20 protein-coding genes are annotated in these 25,859 nt (G+C 44.3%); 18 read left to right on the top strand and 2 right to left on the bottom strand.

Annotation, left to right across the window (positions count from 1 at the left end):
* Positions 1 to 37: 37 nt before the first annotated feature.
* From G9U52_RS23235 to G9U52_RS23225, 3 genes are read left to right on the top strand one after another with little or no spacing between them, the layout of a single operon-like run.
* Positions 38 to 1,972 (top strand): putative thiazole-containing bacteriocin maturation protein, encoded by a 1,935-nt coding sequence (locus G9U52_RS23235; RefSeq protein WP_166153031.1) that lies wholly within the window; start codon positions 38 to 40, stop codon positions 1,970 to 1,972.
* Complete coding sequence (locus G9U52_RS23230; protein WP_166153030.1) at positions 1,969 to 3,909, top strand: TOMM precursor leader peptide-binding protein; 1,941 nt, start codon at positions 1,969 to 1,971, stop codon at positions 3,907 to 3,909. Before G9U52_RS23235 ends, G9U52_RS23230 begins: the two co-directional genes overlap by 4 nt.
* A gap of 21 nt (positions 3,910 to 3,930) precedes the next feature.
* Entirely contained in the window at positions 3,931 to 5,508 is a 1,578-nt protein-coding gene (locus tag G9U52_RS23225; protein ID WP_166153028.1) for a SagB family peptide dehydrogenase, read from the top strand.
* Positions 5,509 to 5,927: 419 nt separating this feature from the next.
* Here G9U52_RS23225 and G9U52_RS23220 read toward each other — a convergent pair whose 3' ends face one another.
* Entirely contained in the window at positions 5,928 to 6,632 is a 705-nt protein-coding gene (locus G9U52_RS23220; protein ID WP_166153027.1) for a MarR family transcriptional regulator, read from the bottom strand.
* A 207-nt stretch (positions 6,633 to 6,839) separates the two neighbouring features.
* Here G9U52_RS23220 and G9U52_RS23215 point away from each other — a divergent pair, with 207 nt between their 5' ends.
* From G9U52_RS23215 to G9U52_RS23180, 8 genes are all read left to right on the top strand, one after another.
* Positions 6,840 to 8,369: an FAD-dependent monooxygenase gene (locus tag G9U52_RS23215; RefSeq protein ID WP_207953156.1), complete on the top strand. Its 1,530-nt coding sequence runs from the start codon at positions 6,840 to 6,842 to the stop codon at positions 8,367 to 8,369.
* Between the two features lie 86 nt (positions 8,370 to 8,455).
* Entirely contained in the window at positions 8,456 to 9,103 is a 648-nt protein-coding gene (locus G9U52_RS23210) for a lysozyme inhibitor LprI family protein (protein ID WP_166153024.1), read from the top strand.
* Between the two features lie 521 nt (positions 9,104 to 9,624).
* Positions 9,625 to 10,098 carry a MarR family transcriptional regulator gene (locus G9U52_RS23205; RefSeq protein WP_166153022.1) on the top strand — a complete coding sequence of 158 codons (474 nt, stop codon included), beginning with the start codon at positions 9,625 to 9,627 and terminating at the stop codon, positions 10,096 to 10,098.
* A 156-nt stretch (positions 10,099 to 10,254) separates the two neighbouring features.
* Complete coding sequence (locus G9U52_RS23200) at positions 10,255 to 11,490, top strand: MFS transporter (protein ID WP_166153021.1); 1,236 nt, start codon at positions 10,255 to 10,257, stop codon at positions 11,488 to 11,490.
* A 348-nt stretch (positions 11,491 to 11,838) separates the two neighbouring features.
* Positions 11,839 to 13,587, top strand: a complete 1,749-nt coding sequence (locus tag G9U52_RS23195) for an ABC transporter ATP-binding protein (protein ID WP_166153019.1) — start codon at positions 11,839 to 11,841, stop codon at positions 13,585 to 13,587.
* A 74-nt stretch (positions 13,588 to 13,661) separates the two neighbouring features.
* The gene (locus G9U52_RS23190) at positions 13,662 to 14,336 is read left to right on the top strand and encodes a response regulator transcription factor (protein WP_166153017.1); all 675 of its coding nucleotides are present in this window, start codon (positions 13,662 to 13,664) and stop codon (positions 14,334 to 14,336) included.
* Complete coding sequence (locus G9U52_RS23185; protein ID WP_166153016.1) at positions 14,336 to 15,409, top strand: HAMP domain-containing sensor histidine kinase; 1,074 nt, start codon at positions 14,336 to 14,338, stop codon at positions 15,407 to 15,409. The genes G9U52_RS23190 and G9U52_RS23185 overlap by 1 nt, the downstream gene beginning before the upstream one ends.
* A gap of 284 nt (positions 15,410 to 15,693) precedes the next feature.
* Positions 15,694 to 16,080: a hypothetical protein gene (locus tag G9U52_RS23180; protein WP_166153014.1), complete on the top strand. Its 387-nt coding sequence runs from the start codon at positions 15,694 to 15,696 to the stop codon at positions 16,078 to 16,080.
* Between the two features lie 340 nt (positions 16,081 to 16,420).
* On the opposite strand, the gene G9U52_RS23175 is transcribed toward G9U52_RS23180, so the two are convergent.
* Complete coding sequence (locus tag G9U52_RS23175) at positions 16,421 to 16,867, bottom strand: MerR family transcriptional regulator (protein ID WP_243767509.1); 447 nt, start codon at positions 16,865 to 16,867, stop codon at positions 16,421 to 16,423.
* A 540-nt stretch (positions 16,868 to 17,407) separates the two neighbouring features.
* Here G9U52_RS23175 and G9U52_RS23170 point away from each other — a divergent pair.
* The 7 genes from G9U52_RS23170 to G9U52_RS23140 all read left to right on the top strand — a co-directional run bounded on the left by G9U52_RS23170 (position 17,408) and on the right by G9U52_RS23140 (position 25,818).
* Complete coding sequence (locus G9U52_RS23170; RefSeq protein WP_166153174.1) at positions 17,408 to 18,313, top strand: ABC transporter permease; 906 nt, start codon at positions 17,408 to 17,410, stop codon at positions 18,311 to 18,313.
* An 18-nt stretch (positions 18,314 to 18,331) separates the two neighbouring features.
* On the top strand, positions 18,332 to 19,204 hold the full coding sequence (locus G9U52_RS23165) for a carbohydrate ABC transporter permease (RefSeq protein ID WP_311764911.1): 873 nt from the start codon (positions 18,332 to 18,334) through the stop codon (positions 19,202 to 19,204).
* A gap of 25 nt (positions 19,205 to 19,229) precedes the next feature.
* Positions 19,230 to 20,243, top strand: a complete 1,014-nt coding sequence (locus G9U52_RS23160; RefSeq protein WP_166153013.1) for a Gfo/Idh/MocA family protein — start codon at positions 19,230 to 19,232, stop codon at positions 20,241 to 20,243.
* A 78-nt stretch (positions 20,244 to 20,321) separates the two neighbouring features.
* The gene (locus G9U52_RS23155; RefSeq protein ID WP_166153011.1) at positions 20,322 to 22,544 is read left to right on the top strand and encodes a helix-turn-helix transcriptional regulator; all 2,223 of its coding nucleotides are present in this window, start codon (positions 20,322 to 20,324) and stop codon (positions 22,542 to 22,544) included.
* Between the two features lie 205 nt (positions 22,545 to 22,749).
* Positions 22,750 to 24,267 carry an extracellular solute-binding protein gene (locus tag G9U52_RS23150; protein WP_166153010.1) on the top strand — a complete coding sequence of 506 codons (1,518 nt, stop codon included), beginning with the start codon at positions 22,750 to 22,752 and terminating at the stop codon, positions 24,265 to 24,267.
* Between the two features lie 37 nt (positions 24,268 to 24,304).
* Entirely contained in the window at positions 24,305 to 25,192 is an 888-nt protein-coding gene (locus G9U52_RS23145; protein WP_166153009.1) for an aldo/keto reductase, read from the top strand.
* A 2-nt stretch (positions 25,193 to 25,194) separates the two neighbouring features.
* Positions 25,195 to 25,818, top strand: coding sequence for an MBL fold metallo-hydrolase (locus tag G9U52_RS23140; RefSeq protein WP_166153008.1), 624 nt, complete (start codon positions 25,195 to 25,197; stop codon positions 25,816 to 25,818).
* Positions 25,819 to 25,859: the final 41 nt, after the last annotated feature.

Here is a 25,859-nt window from a genome sequence, read left to right as displayed (position 1 = left end):
TCCACGATGGTAATGCGCACCAATTAGGAGGAGTGAAATGACAAGTCTAACCCCTGCTGCACGCCTGAAAATTAAGGATGACACATTTTTTCTCCCTGTTCCGAACGACGGTGTGTACTTCCGGAATAACGTAGGCACATTCCGCATGGAAGGTGGGATGATCTACCAGTGGATTGAAAAACTGGTTCCCATGTTCAGTGGAGAACATACATTGGCAGATTTGACAGACGGATTGTCGTACTCTCACCGTGAACGGGTTTATGAAATCGCGAATGTGTTATATCAACAGGGCTTTGTTCGGGATGTAAGTAGAGACCTAAAGCATCAATTGATGGACGGGATTATCCAAAAGTACACTGGACAAATAGCCTTTTTAGAAAGCTTTGGCGATTCCGGCGCATACCGGTTTCAGTGTTATCGGCAGGCTGCCGTATTAGCGGTCGGGTCAGGTCCGATCTTCGTTGCATTGGTTTCCGCATTAATGGAGTCAGGGCTGCCTAAAATCAATATGTTGATAACCGATTCGGTGCCGACAAACCGGGAACGGCTCGTGGAATTGGAAGAACAGGCCCGCCGTTCGGATCCTGATATGGTTCTTAAGGAAATCATTAAGCGAAGGGAAGGAGCAGACGGTTGGAGGGAATTGGTACAGCCATTCCAATCGATTCTGTATGTATCTCAAGAGGGGGATGTGGAAGAGTTCCGCCTGCTCCATGCAGTTTGCAAAACGGAGAAGAAGATTTTGCTGCCAGCAATGTGCCTGCATCAGACCGGAATGGCAGGTCCGATTGTACATCCGGATTCTGAGGGGTGCTGGGAATCAGCATGGCGTCGTGTCCATCAGCCAGCTGTTTATAAGGACCCGGAGCTGCATGTTTTCTCATCCACGGCGGGAGCGATGCTCGCCAATGTGATTGTGTTCGAGCTGTTTAAAACAGTTACCTTGGAATCAGAGCTGAGAAACTCGTTTTTTCTACTGGACCTGGAAACGTTGGAAGGCAGCTGGCACCCATTCATGCCGCATCCTCTAATTCATGGATTTGAGGAAGCCCGAACGGTTCAAGCATCGAAACTTCAGTTGAAGCTTCAGCTTGATGGGAGTGAAGGGATCGCGGACAAAAATGGTTTGTTGACTTATTTGAACCGATTGACTTCGGCACAATCCGGGATTCTCCATGTTTGGGAAGAAGGGGACTTGAGGCAGCTCCCACTCTCGCAGTGCCGTGTTCAGTCGGTTGATCCGTTATCGCAAGGTCCTGCAGGCCTACTGCCGGAGCTGATCGTTACAGGAATGACACATGAGGAAGCGCGGCGGGAATCGGGACTGATTGGGATTGAAGCTTATGTATCACGATTGGCCAACATAATACTGCACACGAAAGAAGTTGTCGGAATCGGAGCAGGCCAAACGGCAGCGGAAGGGGTTTTACGAGGATTAAAAGCTAATTTAGCCGAGCAGCACGCCATACAGCAGCAGGTTCAGAAGCAAGCTGTCACTCGGATACAGTTAAATAGGGTGGAAGATCAACGATGCCTGTATTATTTACAGGCTTTGACCGCTATGAGGGGAGAACCGGTGATCGGATTGGGAGAGCAAGTGTTGGGCTTCCCAGCAGTATGGGTTGGTACAGGTGATTACTGGTATGGCAGTACTGACTTGAATATAACCGTAGCACTGCAGAAGGGACTACAAGCGGCGCTGCAGAAGGTGCAAAATAACTCCGTGTATCCTGCGAATCAGGTACTGGAGCTGGAAGCTTCGTCCGTGCGATTTGGCAATGATGCGGTGGTTGACTTTGTGATTCCTTCAAATGAAGGAACCTTACAAACCGAAGCTTTACAGGATGCTTTACAAGTATTAAAAAAGAACGGCAAGCAGCTCTTCGTTGTGGATCTGGCCGTGGAACCGTTTTTGAAAGAAGAACTCAAAGGAGTGTTTGGAGTGCTACTGCGAGAGGGGGAGACTCGATGAACAGAGGGTTGGCTATTATTGGAGAAGGTGGATTGGCGGATCTTGTGTGTAGAGAGATGTCCACCCAATGGCTGATTGCGCGTCTGAGCGACTTTAAGGAAGGAATACCGGAAGACGTCGATTTCGCCTTGGTGCTGCACGATTCATGGCATCCCTCCATTCATCAGGAAGCGGAAGAGCTTTTCCGGAACGCAGGTATTCCATGGTTGCGAGGTTTTGTTGCATTCGGTGAAGGTGTGATCGGACCACTAGTTCGACCCGAATTGTCCGGGTGTACACAATGCGCTGACACTCGGCATCTCTTGGCTGGACGTGACCGCAAGGAGATGTGGATGCTGGAGCAGCGTCTGAAGAACGGTGGGAATTCTCGTGACGCCTGGTCATCAAGTACAGGACTATTACAGATGACACACCTGATCGTGAAAGAGTCGAAGAGGGTACTTCAGGGCAACTCTTCCCGCTTGGAAGAACGGATGCTTTACTTGGATATGAAAACACTGAGGAGCACCAGCCACTTCTTTCTGCCGGACCCTCTATGTCCATTTTGCAGTCGTTTGCCTGAAGATACACCAGCAAGGGCCCGCATCTCACTTCAATCAAGTCCTAAGATTAGCCAAAAAAGCTACCGCAGCCGGTCCTTAGTGGAGCTTACAAGCTTTTTGGTTAAAGAGTATCTGGATTATAAGATCGGTTTCTTGAATGGAAAAATGGTTGATCTCATGTCGCCTTTTGCCGATGTGAGTGTAAATCTACCCATGTTTGACCATGATGAGGTAACAGCAGGTCGTACGCATTCCTACGCGGAAAGTGAGCTGACTGCTATTATGGAGGGATTGGAGCGATACTGTGGTATGGCCCCCCGCGGTAAAAGGACGATGGTCAACGACAGTTACCATAATCTGGCGGATCATGCGCTTCATCCTGCCAAGGTAGGCTTGTATGCGAAGGAGCAATACGAGCGGCCAAATTTTCCTTTCAAGCCATTTCATCCTGACGATCCGATCGATTGGGTATGGGGCTATTCGTTTGAGCGGCAAAGTCCGATTTTAGTTCCGCAGCAGCTAGCCTATTACAGTTCGAGCTGCGGTCAAGGATTTATCTATGAAACATCCAACGGCTGTGCGTTGGGAGGCAGCTTAGAAGAGGCTATATTTTACGGCATAATGGAAGTAGTGGAACGCGATTCCTTTCTGCTGACCTGGTACGCACAACTGTCGCTCCCGAGGCTTGATCCTTATTCGGCAGGTGATACGGAACTGGAACTCATGATCCAACGCTTGCAGACAGTGGCCGGATTTGATGTATATTTGTATAACGCAACTATGGAAAATGGAATCCCGAGCGTCTGGGCATTAGCCAAAAACAAGAAGCCAAAGGGAGTCAACCTGATTTGCGCTGCAGGAGCCCATCCAGACCCGGTTCGTGCTGCGAAAAGTGCGGTTCATGAATTATCGGGGATGACGTTGACACTCGATGGAAAGTTCGAAGAAAACCGGGAGCAGTATATGCAAATGTACCATGACCCATCCTTGGTAATCGGTATGGAAGATCATTCGATGCTTTACAGTTTACCGGAAGCAGAAGAGCGTCTGCAATTTCTCCTGGAAGAAAATCGACCTCTGCGGGCATTTAAGGAGGAATTCAATCGGGTGCCCATGCATTCGGATCTGACCGATGACCTGAAGGACGTCCTTCAGGCGTTCCACCAGTTGAATCTCGATGTGATCGTGGTGGATCAGACAACTCCTGAATTACAACGTAATGAATTGTACTGTGTGAAGGTGCTGATTCCAGGTATGCTTCCGATGACGTTTGGTCACCATCTCACCCGTGTGATAGAGCTGGACAGAGTGTTAAAGGTACCGGCGCTGCTCGGGTATGTAAAACATCCGCTGCTCTTGAACCAACTTAATCCACATCCGCATCCGTTCCCATAAAACGATTGAGGAGGAAGGAAGATGAGTCTGGAAGCATTCCTGCGCAGTCTCCATGCGGATACTAACGAGTCCAGACCGCCGGATTGGCAAGTCGACTGGGATGACGCGCCGCTTACATATAAGCTATATCGCAGATTACCGGTCATTCCTCTATCCATGGAAATCCCGTTGTCACTGTATAGAAATCGATCGCCCGCCAATCCCGATCTGGCAACAATCGGTCATTTACTTTGGCATGTATATGGCCTTACCCGATTGAGCCAATACCCATCGGCCCATTCTATGAACCAAACCATGGGCCCGTTACAGATGTACCGGCGTTTTGTTCCTTCCGGTGGTGGTTTGTATCCGAACGAGATCTATGTATATCTGAAAACGACGGATGTTCCTGTCGGAGTGTACCATTACGATGTGGCGCACCATCAGCTAGTATTGCTTCGTGAGGGGAATTTTGATTCTTACCTGAACCAGGCACTCGGCAGCCGATGTGAGATATCGGGTTGTTTTGGAACTATTTTTGTTTCGGTTATGTTTTGGAAAAACTTTTATAAATACAATAACTTTGCTTATCGATTGCAAGGATTGGATACGGGTGTATTGATCGGACAATTACTTGAAGTGACCAAACAGTTTGGTTACGAATCAGCTGTGTACTTTCAATTTCTTGATCGGGCGGTTAATCATCTGCTTGGGCTATCCGATCGGGAGGAGAGTGTGTATGCAGTGATTCCGCTTTCGGCGAATCCCGTGATATCTTGGTTTCATAACGTGATGGATGGAGAGGGACCGAGTTCCGAGGTTCATTTGTGCAGGGAACTACCGATAGCTCGACATGAACACTACGTGCGGTCGCAAAAAGTCAAAGCGTTCCCGATGCTGACCCAGATGAACGAAGCGTCCATGCTAGAATCAATAGGTTCGTTTCGACACCTCGGGGAGGCGAAACATGTTGAAAGCAGACTACAGTCGGTATATATGCCCCGCGTGAAGCAGTTATCCTATGATCTGGCCTCCATTTGCCAAAATCGGTATTCGCCAGAATCGGATTTCGTATTGAGAAAGGTGACACATTCGGAAGTGGCGGCTTTATTACAACAGGCGACGACTTCCTTATTTTATTATAATGACCTAAATGCACCTAATGAAAATCCTGCATCTCGTATGTCATTGTACTGTTGTTTGTATAACGTTGAAGGTATTCCTGACGGTGCCTATCGCTATGACAGCACTGCCCATTTGTTGTGCCGGGTTCGTTCAGGAGATCATCGGCTATGGTTGCAGCAGGGAATGTCCATGAATAACGTCAATTTGTTTCAAGTACCACTCTGCCTACATGTGGTAAGTGCACAGGACTACCACAAATCGGTACTAGGGTATCGGGGATACCGTATTCAGCAGATGGAAGCGGGGATGCTTGTACAAAGCTTATTGTTAGCGGCATCCGCCATGGGAATGGGAGGGCGGCCACTGCTCGGATTTAATCCTGCTATTTGTGATGAGCTATACAAATTGAATGAGTGCGGAAAAACCAGTCTGATTCAGATCCCGATCGGTCACCATCGTCAGCGTCCTCGTTTGGAAGGAAGTTTGCATAGCTAGCTATTTAATCACGATGTCAGTTCAGAGCAATCGTTGGAGACAGCTAAATTGTCCGAAGTCAAAATTATGATTACATTAAAAGTCGCCTAAAATTGAATTGCGGCTTTTTCCGTATGGACAACTGTAAGCCTATCCCAATTTAACCTATGTATTTACACTTGGTGACAGCGACGCTGATCTGAACCCACCGATAAATATAATAAAACACGATTAGAAACAGAAGGTGCAATCAAACAGCTACATGGTACCGTATAAATCACAGCTTGCTCCGGAACGAAAAGTAAAAACCGCTTACCCAACACCAACGAAGGATAAAAACGGTTTGAACCCAGAACGAAGAGTTATTTCCCCTTCGTTTACTCCCAGGAGTCCTGACAATATATATACTATTTGATAAAACATCCTTCTCCTGATTGACTCTAATCCTCATAGACTGAAAAAAAAACATCGTTAAGAATTGCTTTCGCTTTCTTTAAGTTGCGGGAATCCAGCTTGTTGAGCATCACCATGATTTCGTTCATTTCCTCGGTAACCGTTAAAGAACGAAGGGACTTGTCAGTATCTGGCTCTTCGTTTGTGCGCACATCCTTCTGACTGGGTGCCATGGATTCCCTGATTGTCTCCCAATGAATCCATGATGTATGTAAAGTTTCACGAAGGGCATTGAGGAGAAAAAGCAATTCATCTTCGTTATACCGTTGCAAGAAACGATTGGCACCGATATCAATTTGATGATGCATGGCTTGATGCAAACAAAAAATCTCTTTTCCTAATGATGTGGTACGGAACAGGATTTCTTTTTTGTTATCCGGAAGGTATTCAATTAGGATGATTTGTTTATCAACCAGTTTTCTCGTGATTTTGGAGACACTCCCTTTGGAAATGCCGAATTTCTTCGAAATAGTAATACCGTTTATAGGCTCAAGCTTGCCAATCGCATCCAGCACATGCAGCATCAAAACAGTCATTTCTTTCATCAACTCTGCAACAACGGGATTAGGGCTATTCTGGATCATCCACTGTTTCTCTTCGTCATCTTCCGATTGTAATCTCACATGTATTTCATTCGCGGTTTCCAATAGTTCCTTTATCAAAAATTTTTTTTCTATTAATTGATTGATCATTAATTTATCCTCCGATGGTGACTTGATACCAGTATATCAAAGGAAAAGCCATATTTAAAGTTTCCTCGAAACAATATTGACAAAGAAAGGGGGATGATTTATTATTGTTTCTATGAAACATATAGTTTCACTGGAAACTAAAGTCATGAAGGGGGAGCTATCTATGCAAGTTGTCATTATATGCAAGACCATCGGAGGTCGATCCACTTGACCGAACACCATGACATCGACGTACTCATCGCGGGAGCTGGCCCGACCGGCTCCACGCTGGCGGCTGACCTACTACGGCGCGGCCTTCGTATCCGACTGGTCGACAAGGCACCGCACGCCTTTAAGGGCTCCCGTGCCAAGGGCGTCCAGCCACGCACGCAGGAGGTCTTGGAAGACCTCGGCGTACTGGGCGAGGCTCACGCAGAGGGCGGCCCATACCCGCTCGCGGGCTTCCATCTCGGGCTGATCACCGTACCGTGGCGGATGCAGCAGCGGAAAAAGCCGACGCCCGATGTGCCATATCCGAACATCCTGCTGCTGACACAGCACCGCACCGACGCCATCTTGCACCGCCTGGTCGACCGCCTCGGGTTGCGCATTGAGTTCGACACCGCAGTTGAAAGTTTCATACAGGATACCGACGGGGTGACGACAACGCTCTCTTCGGGGGAGAAAGTACGAAGCAAGTATCTGGTCGGGGCCGACGGCGGCTCGAGCACCGTCCGCAAGGCCGCGGGTATTCGGTTCGTCGGAGAGACCGACGACTCCGACCGTATGCTCATCATCGACGGCACGATCGACGGACTGTCACGCAACCGGTGGCATATGTGGCCAAGCACGCACGGCAAGTCGGTGGGAGCATGCCCGCTGCCCCACTCCGACCAGTTCCAAGTCATCATCCGGCTGAAACCAGACGAGACGCTTGACCTCGACGAAGCTGCGATGGCCGCCCAGTTTCAGAAGCTCACCGGTTTCCGCCTCCACCACATCACCTGGACCTCGGTGTTCCGACCCAACGTCCGGCTCGTCGAGCACTACCGGGTAGGCGGCGTCTTTCTGATGGGCGACGCCGCCCACGTCCACACCCCGGCCGGTGCGCAGGGCCTCAATACCGGCGTGCAGGACGCCTACAACCTCGGCTGGAAACTCGGCCAGGTCATCGCCGGCGCACCCGACAGTCTCCTCGACAGCTACGAGGCCGAACGGCAGCCAATCGCCGCACGCGTCCTCAATAAGTCCAGCGAGTTGTACTCCGGTCTCAACCAGCAACGTCTCTCCAGCCTCAAGCGCGGAGACGAGGAGCGACAGCTCGGAATCTCGTACCACGGCGGACCACTCGCTCACGCTGACACCGCAGCCACCAAGACCCTCCATGTGGGCGAACGGGCACCGGACGCACCCTGCACCGGAGCTGGCGGGGCACGACGTTTGTTCGACGTCTTCCAGGGACCACACTTCACCCTGCTGGCCTTCGGTGCCAACGCTGCCAAGGCACTCCCCGAGCTGACCTGGCCGACCTGCGGAGCCGAATTGCGTCGCTACCCCGTCGGCACCGGGCTTGGAGTCGACAACAATTGCCTCAACGACACCACCGGTAAGCTATCCAGCATCTACGGCATCACCCGCGACACGTTGGTGCTGATTCGACCAGATGGTTACATCGGAAGCATCATCACGACCGACTGGCTGGCAGCCTTCGACAACATGGCCAGGACGATTACCCCCCCACGGTTCCACCACGGATAACATCCTCTTAAAATATGGGATTTGGTGCAGATGTTCCGTGAGTAAACACTTTTGTGGTACTATTGGCTCTAGAGGTGAGTGTAGATATGTTGAAAAGATTATGGCTAATTGTAATTATAATTACATTGCTTACTGCGTGTAGGAACAGTGCAGATGGGGGGGATATGAGCATCACCACCGCAACCACAAGTGCCGGTACGCTTATAGTAGATAAAAATCCAACCTATGTCGTCGAGAAGCCGGAAACTTCAAATAATAATAAGAGTTCCAAAGAAGTTCAATCAAGCAACGATACAGTGACTCCTTATGGCGCATACCAATTGACAGATGAATTCTTCGAGTTAATTCGTTCTAATCCAATTGATAGCGACTACAACAAAGAGTCTAATGAATTTCAGAATTCTAAGGATTTCTCTACAACGGGTTGGCTTCAATTAGAGGCAAAGTATAAAGAAGTATGGGATAAAGAGTTAAATGCTGTTTACAATAGTCTCTTAGATAAGCTCGATCAAAAACAAAAAGCTTTATTAGTTGAGTCTCAAAAGGGTTGGCTTCAAAATCATTTAAAAGAATCAGAATTCGTGCAGAACACATTTATTCAAGGTGATCCAAAGAAGAACATAGGCACCCAGGGGAATGTAAATCTGGAGATCGCCATTAAAAATAATTTACGAGACAGAACGTTTCAATTGATGGAGTATTATTATATGCTCGGTGGGAAATTGGAGTTTTAGTATACAGGAGGTGAGTAAGACATAGGTAAAACACTTATGAACATAACACCCGCTTTTGTATACGTAATAAAAGCCCTATAAGCCATTTTCTTTTTCTTGGTCGAAGAAATTACTTCGTAAGAAAAGGAGATGGGTAGAATAGGGTCTTTCTGTTTGTATGACGCTTTATCGTTTTTTTATAGATACCGCGGGTAACATGCTCACAAAATAAGCGATTTTATAAGATGTCTTGATTTCATGCCAAGAAGATGGAGTTATGTGGTTTTAGCAGAGAGCAAGCGACATGTGGTAATATATATTAACGGAGGTAGGTGAACATGATCAAATCATTGTCCACAAAAATTATGTTAGTTATTATAACAAATTTCAAATGTTGATATTATCAATATATGTGCCGGAAATAAATATCTCAAACAAATGAGCTGGAATGGCTTCAAGCATCATATGACAAGAGGAAGAACCGTTCAGTAAAAGAAGATCGCGACATATTGTTAATGCACCAACGGGTGGGAGGACAGACCATGAACAAAGAAGAACAGGTCATAATGGGTTTCAGGGACTTATTTAACAAGATGACTTCGCTTAATAAGATTAAGATGGAAGACAGTCTTCAGGGTTATAAGCCTTCAGAAGTACATTGCATCGAATACATTGGAAGAAATGTAGATTCCAACGTGACAAAACTTGCGGAGTCCTTTTATATGACTAGCGGTGCCATAAGTAAATTAACTAAGAAGCTCATAAAAAAAGGCTTTATCGAAAGCTACCAGAAGCCGGATAACAAGAAAGAAATCTATTTTAGGCTTACTGAGCAAGGGAAAGTAATTGACAAAGTCCATGAGGAACTGCACAAAGAGTTTCAAGAGCGGGATAAAGCCGTATTTGAGCAGGTAACCGAGCAACAATTTGACAGTATGCTTAGCTTCGTGGAAAAGTATAGTAGCCATTTGGATGCAGAAATAAAGAAACTGGGTATAAATATTAAGGCGGAATAAATTTGAATAATGAAAATGAAACCACAGGCAGCCGGGCTCTATTGAGAACGAGCTGCATTTTTATTGCTATTATTTTGTTGACAAGGAAACAAAATTGCGATACGATGAATTTGTTTCCGAGGAAGCAAAATAATAACTTTTGAGGTGAGAATTTAAGTGTTCAAATTTAGATCACACAATGAACAGAACACAGAACAAACCGTGGATAAACACGCTTTACTATTCGGTCTTATCTCTGTATTTCTTTGCGGAATAGGCTTCAGTATCATAGCACCTATCGTCCCATTCTTAGTGCAGCCTTATACAAGCAATCCGGGAGAACAAGTTATAGTCGTTACGCTGCTGACCTCTGTTTATGCAGTCTGCGTGTTTTTTGCGTCCCCCGTACTTGGGGCTTTGAGCGACAGATATGGCCGTCGTCCATTGCTCTTAGTATGTCTTTTGGGTTCCGCAATCGGGTACTTAGTTTTTGGCATAGGAGGAGCTCTATGGGTACTATTTGCTGGGCGCATAATAGAAGGTATAACAGGCGGGAGCATAAGCACTATCTTCGCATATTTTGCAGACATCATTCCTCCAGAACAGAGAACCAAATACTTTGGATGGGTGAGTGCGGTTGTAGGTGTAGGTGCCGTCATTGGCCCAACTCTCGGGGGATTACTTGCCAAGTTTGGTTATTCTGCACCCATGTATTTTGGAGCAATAATAACTTTATTGAATGTTGTTTATGGATACTTTTTTATGCCTGAGAGCCTTGACAAGAATAATAGACTTAAAGAGATTACTCTCGTGAGGTTGAATCCATTTATACAGCTTGCAAACATACTTTCCATGAAAAACTTAAATAGGCTACTTGTCTCAGCGTTCTTACTTTGGATACCCAACGGATCTTTACAGGCAGTTTTTTCGCAATTTACAATGGATACTTTCAGTTGGGATCCTGCACTAATCGGACTTATGTTTTCAATTATGGGCTTCCAGGACATCATTTCACAAGGTTTCATAATGCCAAAGCTTTTGAAAAAACTTAGTGATAAACAGATAGCAATTCTTGGAATGGTATCGGAGATTATAGGCTACAGTCTTATTGCGCTATCTGCTTTGTTCTCATTCTATCCTCTTTTTATCGCTGGAATGTTTATATTTGGTTTTGGTGATTCGATCTTCGGGCCTTCATTCAATGGGATGGTCTCCAAGTCTGTCGATTCTAGTGAACAAGGAAGGATTCAAGGTGGTAGCCAATCTATTCAGGCTTTAGCAAGAATGATTGGGCCTATCATTGGAGGTCAAATCTATATATCACTTGGTCATGCCGCACCCGCTTTTATGGGTGTGATCCTTATAGCAGCAGCAATACTAGTTTTGTATAAGGGTACGCATGTAAATAAGTAAATACTTACTCCGCCAAAGGCGCGCTCGATCTGAAAATCTGAATGGGGGTTTGGCGGATGATCGCAGCTACGCAGACAGCTTCTCTGTGTATCGCTGGAGTAAACGGGCAATTTAGGCAATCACTCTTATTCCTTTAGGAATATTTGTACATTTGTACTTAATGTGAACCACGCCAAGCGTGGTTTTTTCGTTTGTCAGGGAATTGGTGCAGGCGAGTTTAACTAAGCACTGAAGATACGCTCCGGGATTCCAGCTGCCTTCCACGTTTACATTCGGTTTAAATAAATAGGGTATCTTGTTTGTAGTGCATGAATCGTATTTGATCTTATTTGGAAAAGGTGGATGGCTATGAAAGAAATTAACCACAAAGGTGGATGGCGTGACTTTGTCCAGCTCATTTGGCAAACGAAGCCACCGTTATTGATAATGGGAATTGCGCTCGCAATGAGCATGGGATCTACATTAGTCGGCTTGAGTATTCCGCTGTTCACGAAAAATCTGGTTGACAGCTTCTCGCTCGAATCGCTGAATCGGCTCCAGGTTGTTGGGCTAGGCGTGGCTTTCATTATGCAGGCGGTTGCCGGAGGCGTTTCGATTTACTTATTGAATCGTGCTGGGCAGACCGTCGTCGCCTCGCTGCGTGATCGGTTGTGGAAGAAGCATCTGCATTTGCCGATCTCCTTTTACGATAAGAACCAAACCGGTGAGATGATCAGCCGGATCATCAATGATACGGGAATTGTCAAAGGACTGATTACGGAGAATTTGACCAACCTGATTACCGGCTCGATCTCGATCATTGGCGCGATAGGTGTGCTGCTGTACCTGGATTGGAGAATGACAATGCTAATCGTATTGGCCATTCCACTCTCAATGCTGTTTCTACTGCCGCTGGGACGCCGGATGTATAAGATCTCCAAAGGCTTACAGGAGGAGACCGCGAAGTTTACCGCCGTTCTGGGACGTGTGCTTTCTGAGATCCGGTTGGTTAAAGTGTCCAATGCCGAGCGTGTGGAGTATGATAATGGCAAGCAGGGCATTAACCATTTGTTTCAGTACGGCCTGAAGGAGGGCAAGATTCAAGCTTTCGTTGCCCCGCTGATGTATTTCGTACTGATGCTGCTGTTCGTAATGATCGTTGGTTACGGAGGGCTGCGGGTATCCTCAGGCGAGCTGACATCCGGTGATTTGGTTGCATTCCTGCTGTATTTGTTTCAAATCATTATGCCGATTACGCAGGTTTCGAATTTTTTCACCCAGTTTCAAAAAGCGATGGGCGCTACCGAGCGAATTATCGCGACACTGCAGGTGGGTGAAGAGGAGCTATACATCGGCGGTAAGCTTGAGAATAGCCAGCGGGCCATTCGCCTGGAGCAGGTATCCTATGCCTATGAGTCGGGTGAACCTGTGCTTAGTGGTGTGAGCCTAACGGTGGAGCCGGGCAAGGTGACAGCAATCGTTGGGCCAAGTGGCGGCGGAAAAACGACGCTTTTCTCGCTGCTCGAGCGGTTTTATGAGCCACAGAGTGGGATGATACGGATGGGAACGGAGGCTGTGGGCGACATGTCTTTGCAATCGTGGCGCAGTCAGATCGGTTATGTTTCGCAGGAGAGCCCGCTGATTGCCGGGACAATCCGTGAGAATATTACCTATGGCACGGAGCGGGAAATTAGTGAACAAGAATTGAAAAATGCAGCTCAGCTTGCCTATGCGGATGTATTTATTGATGAGCTTCCGAAGCAGTATGAGACGGAGGTCGGGGAACGGGGCATCAAGCTCTCCGGTGGACAGCGGCAACGAATTGCCATTGCGAGGGCATTGTTGCGGAATCCACAAATTCTGATGCTGGATGAAGCTACATCCAGTCTAGACAGCATGTCCGAGGTTGTTGTCCAAAAGGCGCTGAAAAATGTTATGGAGGGAAGGACAACGATTGTGATTGCCCATCGGCTGTCGACTGTTGTGGATGCGGACCAGATTGTATTTATTGAAAAAGGCAGAGTAACGGGCAGTGGGACACATGAGCACCTGTATGAGTCACATGCGATGTATCGGGATTTTGCCAACCAGCAGTTGCGCATGTTGCCTTCGGTCTAAGTGCTAAAAGCAGTAGAGCTATAGTAATTTTGCAGGATAATATGAAGGGAATTCGCTGGGAAGGGGATGAATGAATGCCTGTAATCTTAGTTGTCGATGACGATCCGTATATTAGAGAGCTGGTCCGCGTATTTCTGCAGCGCGCTGGTTTCGATATCATCGAGGCAGCGGATGGCGCAGAGGCTCTGCTGAAACTGGAAACGGCCAAGGCTGATCTGGTGATTCTGGACATTATGATGCCGAATATGGATGGGTGGGAGCTTTGCAGGGAGCTGAGGGAGCATTATAACATGCCGCTGCTAATGCTGACCGCGAAAGGCGAGACCGTGAATAAAGTAAAGGGATTTGAGCTTGGGACAGACGATTATTTAGTCAAACCGTTCGAGCCAGCTGAGCTCGTTGCGAGAGTGAAGGCCCTGCTGAAGCGATACCGGATAGCTGCCTCTCAAGAGGTACAGATCGGGCCGTTGTACATGAACCGCCGAACCTTTGAAGTCAACGTAGATCGCGAACCCTTGACACTGCCGTTGAAGGAGTTCGAGCTGCTGTTCAAGCTCGCCAGCTATCCCGGACGAACCTTGTCGCGGGAGCAGCTGATAGAAGATATTTGGGGCTACGACTTTCAGGGGAATGAGCGAACACTAGATGTACATATTAACCGTTTGCGGGACCGCTTCGCGGACTGTAGACCGTCTTTCAAAATCAGTACGATCCGGGGGCTGGGCTACAGGCTGGAGGCGGGCGATTGATGAATGTACGGATTTCAAGGATTTTACGGGGACTGCTGGGTATTTTGGTCGCACTGCTGGGTCAGGTTGCTTGCTGTGCACTGGCTTTTGCCGTAACCTCCTGGTTATATGTCTATATGGATATGGAAGTGTCGGGCTTAACTGCCCAGCTCATTAATGTAACACTAGGTTCGATCTTTGCGGTTTTCATTATCTGGATGATTGGATTTTTTACCAGGCCGAAGCAGCTTCATTTCTTCCATGCAATAATGGAGGCGATGAGACAAATCAGCCAAGGGAATTTCAATGTAAGTCTGGAAAAAAACTCCCGCCATCAGGGCCACTTCGATGTATTCGTCGATAGTATTAACCATATGGCGCAGGAGCTTAAGCATATGGAGGCGATGCGTCAGGAATTTATCTCCAATGTATCGCATGAGATCCAATCGCCGCTGACCTCCATCAACGGCTTCGCACAGGCGCTGCAGCATGATCAGTTGAGTGATCAAGAACGGCAGCACTATATTCACATCATTGAGACTGAGAGCAAGCGGTTATCTAGGCTTAGCGACAATCTCTTGAAGCTGACTTCATTGGAATCTGAGCATCACCCCTTTGATCCCCAATCGTACCGACTGGATGCCCAGTTGCGTAACCTGGTGCTGGCCTCTGAGCCCCAATGGTTGGCTAAAGCACTAGACGTGGATATTGAGCTGACTCATCTCCGTATTACTGCTGATGAGGAGATGCTAAGTCAGGTATGGGTAAATCTGCTCCATAACAGCATCAAGTTCACACCAAACGGTGGTTCGATCACTGTACGATTGGAGAAGCTGGAGACTGAAATCATGGTTAGTTTCTCCGATACGGGGAAAGGTATTTCCGAGGAGGATCAGAGACGGATGTTCGAGCGCTTCTTTAAAGCAGATATGTCCCGCAATCGGACGAGTAGCGGAAGCGGTCTCGGTCTCTCCATTGTGAAGAAAATTGTCGAACGGCATCAAGGCAGTATTCACGTGGACAGCAAGCTGGGAATCGGAACAACGGTTACCGTCACTTTACCGCAGGACATAAGCGCTTTAGTATCCTTGTGATCGATTATTGAACGCTGATGCAGACAGGCATGACTAACAGGCTCAGGCTAATAAGATGGTCAAGATGCATTGGATGGTCAATATCAAATGTCGGAAGTCAATATCATTGTTACATCAAATTAAATAGGGCTGAAATACTTAAAATACTAACAAATCATCAAGAGAAGAGTATCCTCATCAAGAATAACAAGGATCTTTTGAAAGTGTTAATGAGAAGCAATTGACTTGAAATTCAAACTCGGACGCTCAAGAATGGGCAGATCAAGGTTCTCACTGCTGACCAAGTGAAAGGAAACGCCGACCGAGCTGTGGCGAAGCGGGCGGCAGACCGGATAAGAGGCATATTTGTTCCAGATGAAAGCTATTTTGATGAAGGCTTCAACCGCATGGCTTACAGCCGTTGGATGGCCAATACGCCAGAAGGATACGGGGTGGCGAATGGCATTCAAGAAATGGTCCAATATATTCAGAGTGGATTGATAGCCAAGGAAAGACTTAAGCATGTGCTCGTAGTATCAGAAGGAATGTTTGAAGATGAAAACGAGCTGGATAACATATTCAGGCTGGTGCTGGATATTGGGCTTGAGCAATTTATGAGCAATCGGGAAGAGATGGAACTGCAGAAGAACTTGAGGCCCGATGATAAAACAGGCATATTAATTTCATTCTAAAGTTACTGTTGAGATGCTAGCTGGCAAGGGCGAAGTGGTGCTGCTCCCTGTTTCATTGAAGTAGACGGGTAGTTAAAGACATATAGCAGAGAACGTGCAAGTATACTCTTGCACAACATAGATACTTCTTAAAAATGGGGTTATGCCATGTGGAGGAGCTTGCTTTGCAGCGGCTCCTCTTTCGTTTGTTGAAGTAACGGGCAAGATAGCTTTACTTTGCAAAATTGTCTATGTATCTCATCATTTCTGATATGCCTTTCAATTGATTTGTGCCAATTGCTCATTTAGCTTCTGCAGAGTTACCTGGAAAGAGTGTTCAATAGCAGTTAATTTTGTGACTCTAAGCTTCAAGTAACGGTTTCATTCTCTCAATAGAATAGACTGTCTTCCTTAAACTGTTGATAATAATATTTTTTTTTAATTCTCGCTGTGTAAAGACCCGGTATCCGTTTTCCGGATTCCTCTCAGAGCGTATTAGCCTCTCCTTTTCCATAGCGGATGGAATAACACCAGCTATAGCGGCAACCTCCCCGATTCTCATCTCTTCCGTTATCAGTATGTTTCTATAACTAGAGAAATCGGTTTTTCGAATCAGCCTTATGATCTCTTCGATTCGTTGCTTTTCTGTTTGAATGTTGTATTGCTGTAGATTGACTACCCATAGAGCCTGTTCTCTGTGGCCTTTCTTTAATAACCTCTGTTTCTTCCTCAATCTTATTATTTTTTCGTTTGAAACGGAATATTGGATACTTACTAAATCACTTAAGCAAAGCATCTTCCCGTTCACGAAAATAAGTCACTGATTACTGCGCCATACGTTCCAGTGAACTAAAATCAATTGTTATCATGGCTACGCATTCCGCACTCCTATGCCTCTAAAAATAGATAATTTTGGTATATAGAACTTCGCCAGCACATCGACCAGTGGGCAGCACGGCATGGATGAATCGATCTATCTTGGCTAATACAATCCGTTTGTTGTAGCGATGGTTTTGTTCCTTAAGTCAACGCCGTCTCCGTTTTTATGGCTCATTTCCCTCAAAATTCCATTCGCTACCACTTGGTTAGGGTGCGGAATGTGAGGTCTAAGCAATGTCTAATTATTTTTTGAAAATTAGATAACGCATATGTAAAAAAATAGACATCAACAGAAAAAGCTTCATTTACATTGGATAACTGCCCCTATAACATATTAAATAATGCAGACCACACCATTTCCTGAGGTAAACCAATGAATGAATTTTAATTTTATAAAATGAGGGGGAAGATGGAATTGCCATATATTCAGGTTAAAAAAAAGTCCAGCAGCAAAGCAGCAACGAGCATAATGCCCAGTTTTTTAAAGACCATTCTTAAGTACAAGTTTTTATATGCACTAATGCTGCCAGGAATTGTTTGGTATATCATTTATCGTTACTTGCCCATGTTGGGTTTGGTCATAGCTTTTAAAGAATACAACTTCGCGCTGGGAATTTGGAATAGCCCCTGGGTAGGTATGAAATATTTCAACTATTTATTTTCTTCTTCCGAATTTTATTTAGTGCTGCAAAATACAGTGATCATCAATATGTACAACTTAATTTTCGGGTTTCCGGCACCGATTATATTGGCTCTGCTGCTGAACGAGTTTAAAAACATGTTTTTCAAGCGAACGATTCAAACCGTAATTTACTTTCCGCATTTTTTATCTTGGGTTGTTTTTGGGGGAATCATTATTCAATTTCTCAGTCCCAATGAAGGCTTTGTTAATCAGATTATTAAATATTTTGGGGGTGACCCCATTTTTTTTCTCACTCAATCCCAATATTTCAGGAGTATCCTCGTAGGCACCAATATTTTGAAGGAAGCGGGCTGGGGGACAATTATATATTTGGCTGCATTAGCCGGTGTGGAACAGGAGCAGTATGAAGCGGCAACGGTTGATGGAGCCAATCGTTGGCAGAAACTAATCCACATCACGCTACCTGGTATTACAAATGTCATCATCATTATGTTAATCTTGAAGGTTGGCTACTTGCTTGATGTAGGATTTGAACAAATTTTTATAATGTATAATCCAGCCGTCTATGACGTCAGTGATGTCTTAAGCACTTATATTTATCGGGTAGGTATTCAAGATTTAAGGTTCAGCCTAACAACAGCACTAGGGTTATTCCAAGCTGTTATCGGATTTATTCTCATCTATGTAGTCAACACAATAGCCAAAAAATATAGTGATGTATCCATGTGGTAATAAAAGGAGTGAAAGTGAGTGGCAGCATTGAAAACAGGCGGCGTTTATAATGTTCTCATCTATAGTGTATTAATCTTGTTTGGTCTGGTTACCTTTATCCCATTTTATTATGTTTTAGTCGCTTCGCTCAGTAATCCAGATTTAATTGCAGAAGGGGAATTGATGCTTTTGCCAAGAGGATTTACTTTGGAGGCTTACAAAACATTATTGTTTAATGATAAATTTTTAAGCGCTTTCTATATGACGGTGACTCGAACAACACTAGGCACGCTAGTAAATTTAATTTTACAATGCTCGTTCGCCTATTCGCTATCCAAAAGATATTTGCCAGCCAGAAAATTTTTCATGCTATTTATTATTATTACCATGATGTTTAACGGTGGAATTATTCCAACTTATTTAATCGTGAAAGCAACGGGATTGATTGACACGATCTGGGCTTTAATTATACCTGGAGCCATAAGCACATGGAATATTATCCTGTTAAGGTCATTTTTCGAGAATGTGCCGGAAAGTCTGGAAGAATCAGCACGAATCGATGGTGCTAATGATATTTATATTTTAATCAAAATTATTCTTCCCTTGTCGATGCCGGTCATTGCAACGATTGCGTTGTTTTCGGCTGTAGGGCATTGGAACTCATTCTTGGACGCAGTCATTTACACCAATTCACCCAAGCTTCAGGTATTGCAAATTTTCCTCAGAAATATGGTTGTGCAAATGCAAAATATTGTCGCCAGCGGCGATGCAACCGCGATGACTAAAGGTGTATCTTCATTGACATTGAGATCTTCGGCTATTTTTGCATCAAGCTTGCCTATTATTATTGTTTATCCATTTATTCAAAAGCATTTTATGAAGGGTGTTATGCTAGGGGCCGTGAAGGGTTGATTCCAAAAAGAGGATGGGTGATATCTTGGAAGCTTTGTTAAAGGTCGGATTAATTGGTTGCAACAGCTTGGTATATAACTTTGTATATGACTGTACGAAGCATTTGCCGATTAGCTTATCGGCAATATGCGACCCGGATGAAGAGAGGACGGCCAAGTTTGCACAGCGGTATAACGTACTTAAAACCTACTCAGATTATAATGAAATGCTGGACCAAGAACATCTGGACGCAGTAATCAGTTTTCCGGAGGAGATCGACACGCATTATATGATCGTCAAGGCCTGCTTGCAGTCTGCCGTCCATGTGCTAACGGAACGTCCGGCCTGTCTCACGTCGAAGGAGGCAAGAGAGCTGCTGGAGCTTCAAAGGAAAACAAATTGTTATGTGATGCAGCGGCTTAATAAACGGTACACTCCTGCATACATAATGGCCAAAGAAATATTGCAAAGGGAAGAGTTCGGAGAATTGACGATGTATCTCGCTAAATATCAAGCCTCCGAGTATGAATCTGAGCATGCATTCATCTATAAGCATATTATCCATCATCTAGATTTGGCACGTTATTTGATGGGCGAGATTTCTTTAACCCATGTCGATGTCAAACGAGTTGACCGCACAAGACTCGGATTTAATATATCGTTCGTCAACGAGCTGGGCGCGATTGGAATGCTGCAGACCAGCTCATTGCAGGATGGCAGCTACCCGATGGAACAGGTTGAAATAACCGGAGTGGGGCACTTAATTACTATCGATAATATCAGGAGCGTAGAATATAGGAGACCAGGGGGAATGCGAAAAGCGGGAACAGTCGATTCACTCTACGAGAAAAACGATACATTGAAATGGAGCTTGAATAATGGCCATATGTCCAACTTCTCTTATATTGGCTTTGAAAATTTATTTAATGATTTTGTTCATATAATTGTGCAAGGAAAGCCGCCGTCTGCTGACCTGGTGGATGCGGTCAAGACGATCGAATTAGTAGAGGAATTGTGTGCGTTAATGGCTTTGAATTCCAGCTCAGGTGTAGTAAAATAACAATGTCAAACAAACGTTCGGCATTGTAAGCGTTACCTTTTTGATGCATCCGAGCATCATATGAGAGGAGGAATAACAATGATTTTCTCTTCCAAACCTAATGGGGATAATGTTGGTAAGCGGCTGTTTATTTTATATGTGAGTATCACTCTCTTATTTTATTGCGCCGCTATGCTGTATATGGTCAAAAATCATTATGTGGCTATTGAAAAGAAAATAGACAATCATATTTCTGATTATAAGACAATGAACAGCATAGTGGAAACACTCGTACAAAAAATAGGCTCGATCAGCTATCAGATCGCTACGGATTATGATACGAATGAATGGGCCCAATATAATGATAACAATAATTTGGATTATTACACGCTATATAAAATTCAAAGGAGATTTATTAGCATTATCAATTCCGATCCGGAAATATCCTCGATTTATTTGTACAACCGAAAAACAAACAAAATTTTTTCAACCAATTTTATGATATCGGATCTTGAAGCTTTTCCTGGGAAGCTGGTTTTAACAGAATATTTGCAAAACAAGGAGAAAACGGCCTTTAGTAAATCGAGAGTCGAAAGGCAGACGGATTCGGGAGTCAATATGATTATTCCTTATGTAACAACGATTCCCGCAAGCGGCACAGAGGGTGGTGTGCTGGTCGTGAACATCAATGAGAAAAAATTGCTGACTGAAATAAAAAATAATTCGGGCGGTATTATTCTTTTTGATGATAAAAGAAATGTGCTCACCTATAGAAACAATGAAGTCCTGAATGTTTTCGAAAACAGCAAGGAAGAGATGCTAAAAAATGAATTGACCCACAATGAAATTTTGAACACAGGTTATGTGAAATGGAATAAACAAACCTATTTTTTTGCTGTCTCCAATGGCAAGAACAAAGGGGTAAAGATCGCTTATATTGTTCCTTACAGCGAGATTCTAAGCGATATCCAATACGATAATCAAACGATTCTGTATGTGGCCCTGGCGACAATTGTGCTGCTTATTTTATCTATTATAACCTTTCCTTACTTCAAGAGAATGTATTCAAAGCCGCTGGTGCGCTATAGCCAGAATTTAAAGGATAATATCGATGATTTGAGGGAAACGCTGATCTCCCATATTTTAACAGGTAAAGTTTCATCAAGAGAAGAAATTATTAACAAAACCAGTGAGTTTACAATCGATCTTGTCGACCGGGAATACCTGATTATCGTTTTTCAGGTTAATGATTATTACAAAAATTTGCTGAATACGCAAAGTGAAGACCGCCATACGATCAGCAGATCGATATTGAAGGCAATCAAGTACATGCTGATGGTCGATCATATTCCCTTTGTAGTTAAAACGGATCTCGACAAGATTGCTGTTCTATTAACTATTGCATCGGGGAAAAAGCCGGAAAAAGTAATCTTAGAATTGAAAAAAACCATTTGCTATGTGCAAAAAGAAATTCAGGAAAATTTCAATTTGTCTGTTTGTGCTGCTGTAACGGAAATTTCCAATGAAATCAAACAAATTCCGAATCTGTATGCCCAAGCAGTCAAAGGTCTGGATTATCGGGTCATTTATGGGCGGGATTCAATTATTGAATGTAAAAATTTTCGATTGATTGAAAAAGACGACTATATTTACCCACTAAAGGAAATTAATCATATCGCCGACTGTATCCGCAAAGGAAATATTGACGAAATTGAAAAAAGCCTGAACAAAATTTTTGAACATAGCATCGATAATCACTTGTTCTCGTTAGATGCGATGAATGCGGTTTACTCGAATATTTTATACAGCATTGTCAAGTATTTACTAGAGCTTGGTTATTCGATCAATGATGTATTTCAAGAGGACATTTTTGTGATGCTTTACGGCTATGAGATGATCCAGGAGAAAAAGGCTTATATTCTAAGAGCCTGCAGCCAGGTGCTCAGCTACAAAAAAAGCATGGAAAACAATATGGACACGATCATTATGGAAAAAATTTTATTGCATATCAACAACCATTTCGATAAAAACATTTCGTTAAGCAACCTGGCTGAGGAATTTCACATGAATCCCTCCTATTTGAGCAGTTTTATAAAAAAAAATCTGGGTTTTAATTTCATAGATTATGTTAATGATTTGCGAGTTGAAAAGTCTATCATTTGCCTCAAAGAAACGGAATTGACTGTACAGGAAATCGCCAAAGTTTGCGGTTATGATACCGTGCATTCGTATATACGCAATTTCAAGAAAAATCATGATGTTACCCCTGCTGTTTTTCGAACTATGTATTTAAAAAATAAAACGACAAGCGCTTTCAGATAAATCCCTATGTACAAAAAATTTGGACAATACATAACTAAATTTAAGCTCTTATTTTAAATTAATAGACATTTATTTTTGCCATTAAATCGCTATCATTCTTGGTAGGGCATAGGAAAGCGTGTAGCTGTAGCTGGACAGGGATTGATTAATTACTTCGCCAGTACAGCTGCTGGTTCCGTTGTCTATATGAAAAGGGAGGCACATTATGGGGAAATATTCGAAACGGCTTCAAACTTCAGTAATTGGCACGTCTGCGATGATGATAGCATTGTCTGGCTGCAGCACCGCCGTAAAACCTGGGGAGTCAGTACAACCAACTGCGGACAACCCGGTTACCGTGAATTACATGTTCGATTTTAATGTCGATTTGACGGAAGGAACCTTGCTCAAAAATAAATATGTTGATTTTTTACAGAAAAAAACGGGCGTTAAAGTAGCATTGGATGCCCCTAGCTCTGCTGGTTATGCAGATAAGCTGAATATTATGATGGCTTCAGGGAGCCCGCCGGACGCATTTATGACGAGCACTAGGGATACGATTCTCAAATTTGCCGATCAAGGCTTGCTCACAGACTTAGCTCCTTATATCAACGACACTGCCAAATATCCCAATATCGCTAAATTTATGAAAAAGGAGGCTTTTCTACCCGTTACTAAAGATGGCAAGATCTACGCCTTCCCTTATTCCCGATTTGATGCACTTACACAAAATGTATATATTAATAAATTATGGATGGAAAAGCTTAATCTGAAAACACCAAAAACGATAGAGGAGTTTTATCAGGTAGGAAAGGCTTTTACGGAGCAGGATCCCGATGGCAATGGCAAGAATGATACCTTCGGATTTATAAGCAACGCTGGGTTGCAGTATGTGGGACAAATGTTCTCAGCATCGATGGATGCCAACTTTTATAAAATTATTGATGGCAAAGTAACTCCACCTGAGATTACCAACGAGTATAAAGAATTTTTGAAATTCATGAGAAAATTGGTCAAGGATAAGCTTCTGGATCCTGAGTTTGTAACGACCAATGTGCAAATTTATATGGACAAATTAAAAACAGGGAAGTATGGGATTACTAACAACTTCTGGCATGGCAATCAATTCCCCGGGTATGAAGATGGAACCGTTGATAAAGTATGGCAAGCCGTCGATTTGCCTGTCAAGCTGGATGGAGCACCGGCCAAATTCAGTTACAGCTCCATTAATCGCCATTATATCGGAATTCCCGCAACCAGTAAAAATGTAGAGCCACTAATGAAATTTTTTGATTGGGTTTGCTCGGATGAGGGCAAGAAGTGGCTGTACCTTGGTGTGGAAGATGATGAGTATAAAATGACCAATGGCAAACCGGAAATCCTTAAGCAAAAGCATTCGCTGCATTGGGGCTTCTCGATGGTTAATCCGGGCCAATATGATGATGAAGTTAAATCCTATTTGGGCTTAGTCTATCCGAAGGCATCCATCGATAGGCTTGATAATGCAATCAAGAATGGCGCCTTGGATAAGCTCCAGGCTGCCTTGCCTTATTACCCAGAGCTCTCCAGCTTCAGCCTTACCAAAATTTCGGATGAATATAAAGTTAAAGCGGTGCTGGGTAACGCAGATATCGATTCCACCTGGGATGATTATGTTAAAAATTGGAAATCGTCTGGCGGAGATAAAGCAATCCAATTTTGGACGGACTGGTACAACAAAGAAGGCAAAAATATAGTTAAATAAATGGGTTAATAGATTGGATAAAAGAGGAGTGTTGACAATGAAATATACTACACTTGGCAAGACAGAGCTGCATGTGAGCAGAATTGCACTCGGGGGCTACCCCTTCTCTGGAGTTAATAAAGCGAATGGATGGGATCCCTACAGTACGGAAGGCCGCGCAACAGCTATTCGTACCATTCATACGGCGTTGGATGCAGGGATCAATTATATCGATACAGCTCCCAGCTACGGCAATGGACATAGCGAGAGTATTATAGGTGATGTGCTCAAAACCAGGCGTGCAGATTGTTATCTGGCAACCAAGGTCGGTTGGAAGGGGTTGGACAAAGCCTCTGTAATCCAAAGTGTAGAAGAAAGCTTAAGCCGGCTACAAACGGACTATGTAGATGTCATTCAATTTCATGGAGGCATGTATACCCCTGCGGATACCTATCATATTCTTAATGATGGACCCTTGGAGGCATTGGAGTCACTGAAGAGCCAAGGCAAAGTCAGATGGCTGGGGCTTACGACAGAGGAGCCGTTCTCGGCACTCGATTTAATTGATAGTGGACATTTCAGTGTCGTACAGCCCTGCTACAATATTATTTACCAATCTGCAGCACTTCATTTGCTAAAAAAAACGGCAGAGAACAATATTGGAGTAGCCGTTATGAGACCAATGACTTCAGGTATATTTCAACGAACTCTCGAATACCTGGAGCCACAGGTGTTGGCTAATACGGATGTGTATGCCTTATGTATGAAGTTTCTATTGTCTGATTCGAGAGTAGACGTTTTAAATATCGGGATGCGTTGGCCCGAGGAAGTAGAGCAAAATATTCGTTTGCTAGAAGCATTCATTCCAACGGTAGATGTATCCGATATTCCGCGGTTGACAGCGCGTATTTATCAAACCGATGATGAGCGAAAGGGAGCCAAATAACGATGGAAGTAAAGGATGGACTTATTAAGTGGAAGCTATTGACACTGGGATGCCTTAGTAGGAATAGATTTTGGGGTGAGGATGAGGGAAAGGCGCATAGACAAGCGTTTTGTACCACTGTGCTGCTAGTAGCCGAAGGCAAGAACATCCTCATTGACCCTTCGTTTCCTAGAGAGGAAATGGCTCGCATTTTGGATGCGCGCTGTGGGTTGACCCATGAAGATATTGATATAGTCTATTTGACACATTCGCATGGCGACCATGTTGTAGACATCCATGCCTTCGCGAAAGCGACGTTATTAATGGCAAAAGAGGAATTTAAATACTTGAAAAATCCCGATGACCCTCATTTATCTGGGGTAAAGCCTGCGGAAGCCCCGCTTGCAGCGGGAATTGAATACATTCACCTACCAGGTCATACGCTGGGTCTGACAGGTCTTGTCTTTCAGGCGGCTGAAGGCAATATAGTGTTAGCATCGGATGCTGCAATGACCGAGGACTTTTATCGTACTAAGCAAGGTTATTTCAACAATGTGGATCCTGATGCGACCGTGGAATCGATTAATCGAATCGCCGAAATCGCTGATATCGTAATACCGGGCCATGATAACTATTTTTTAGCTTAAACGGACTGAGTTCTTACAATTTAATAGGCTATTACAATAAA

This window comes from Paenibacillus agricola, from assembly GCF_011440305.1.
GTDB lineage: Bacteria > Bacillota > Bacilli > Paenibacillales > NBRC-103111 > Paenibacillus_S > Paenibacillus_S agricola.
This window is presented reverse-complemented; position numbering and strand designations above follow the sequence as displayed.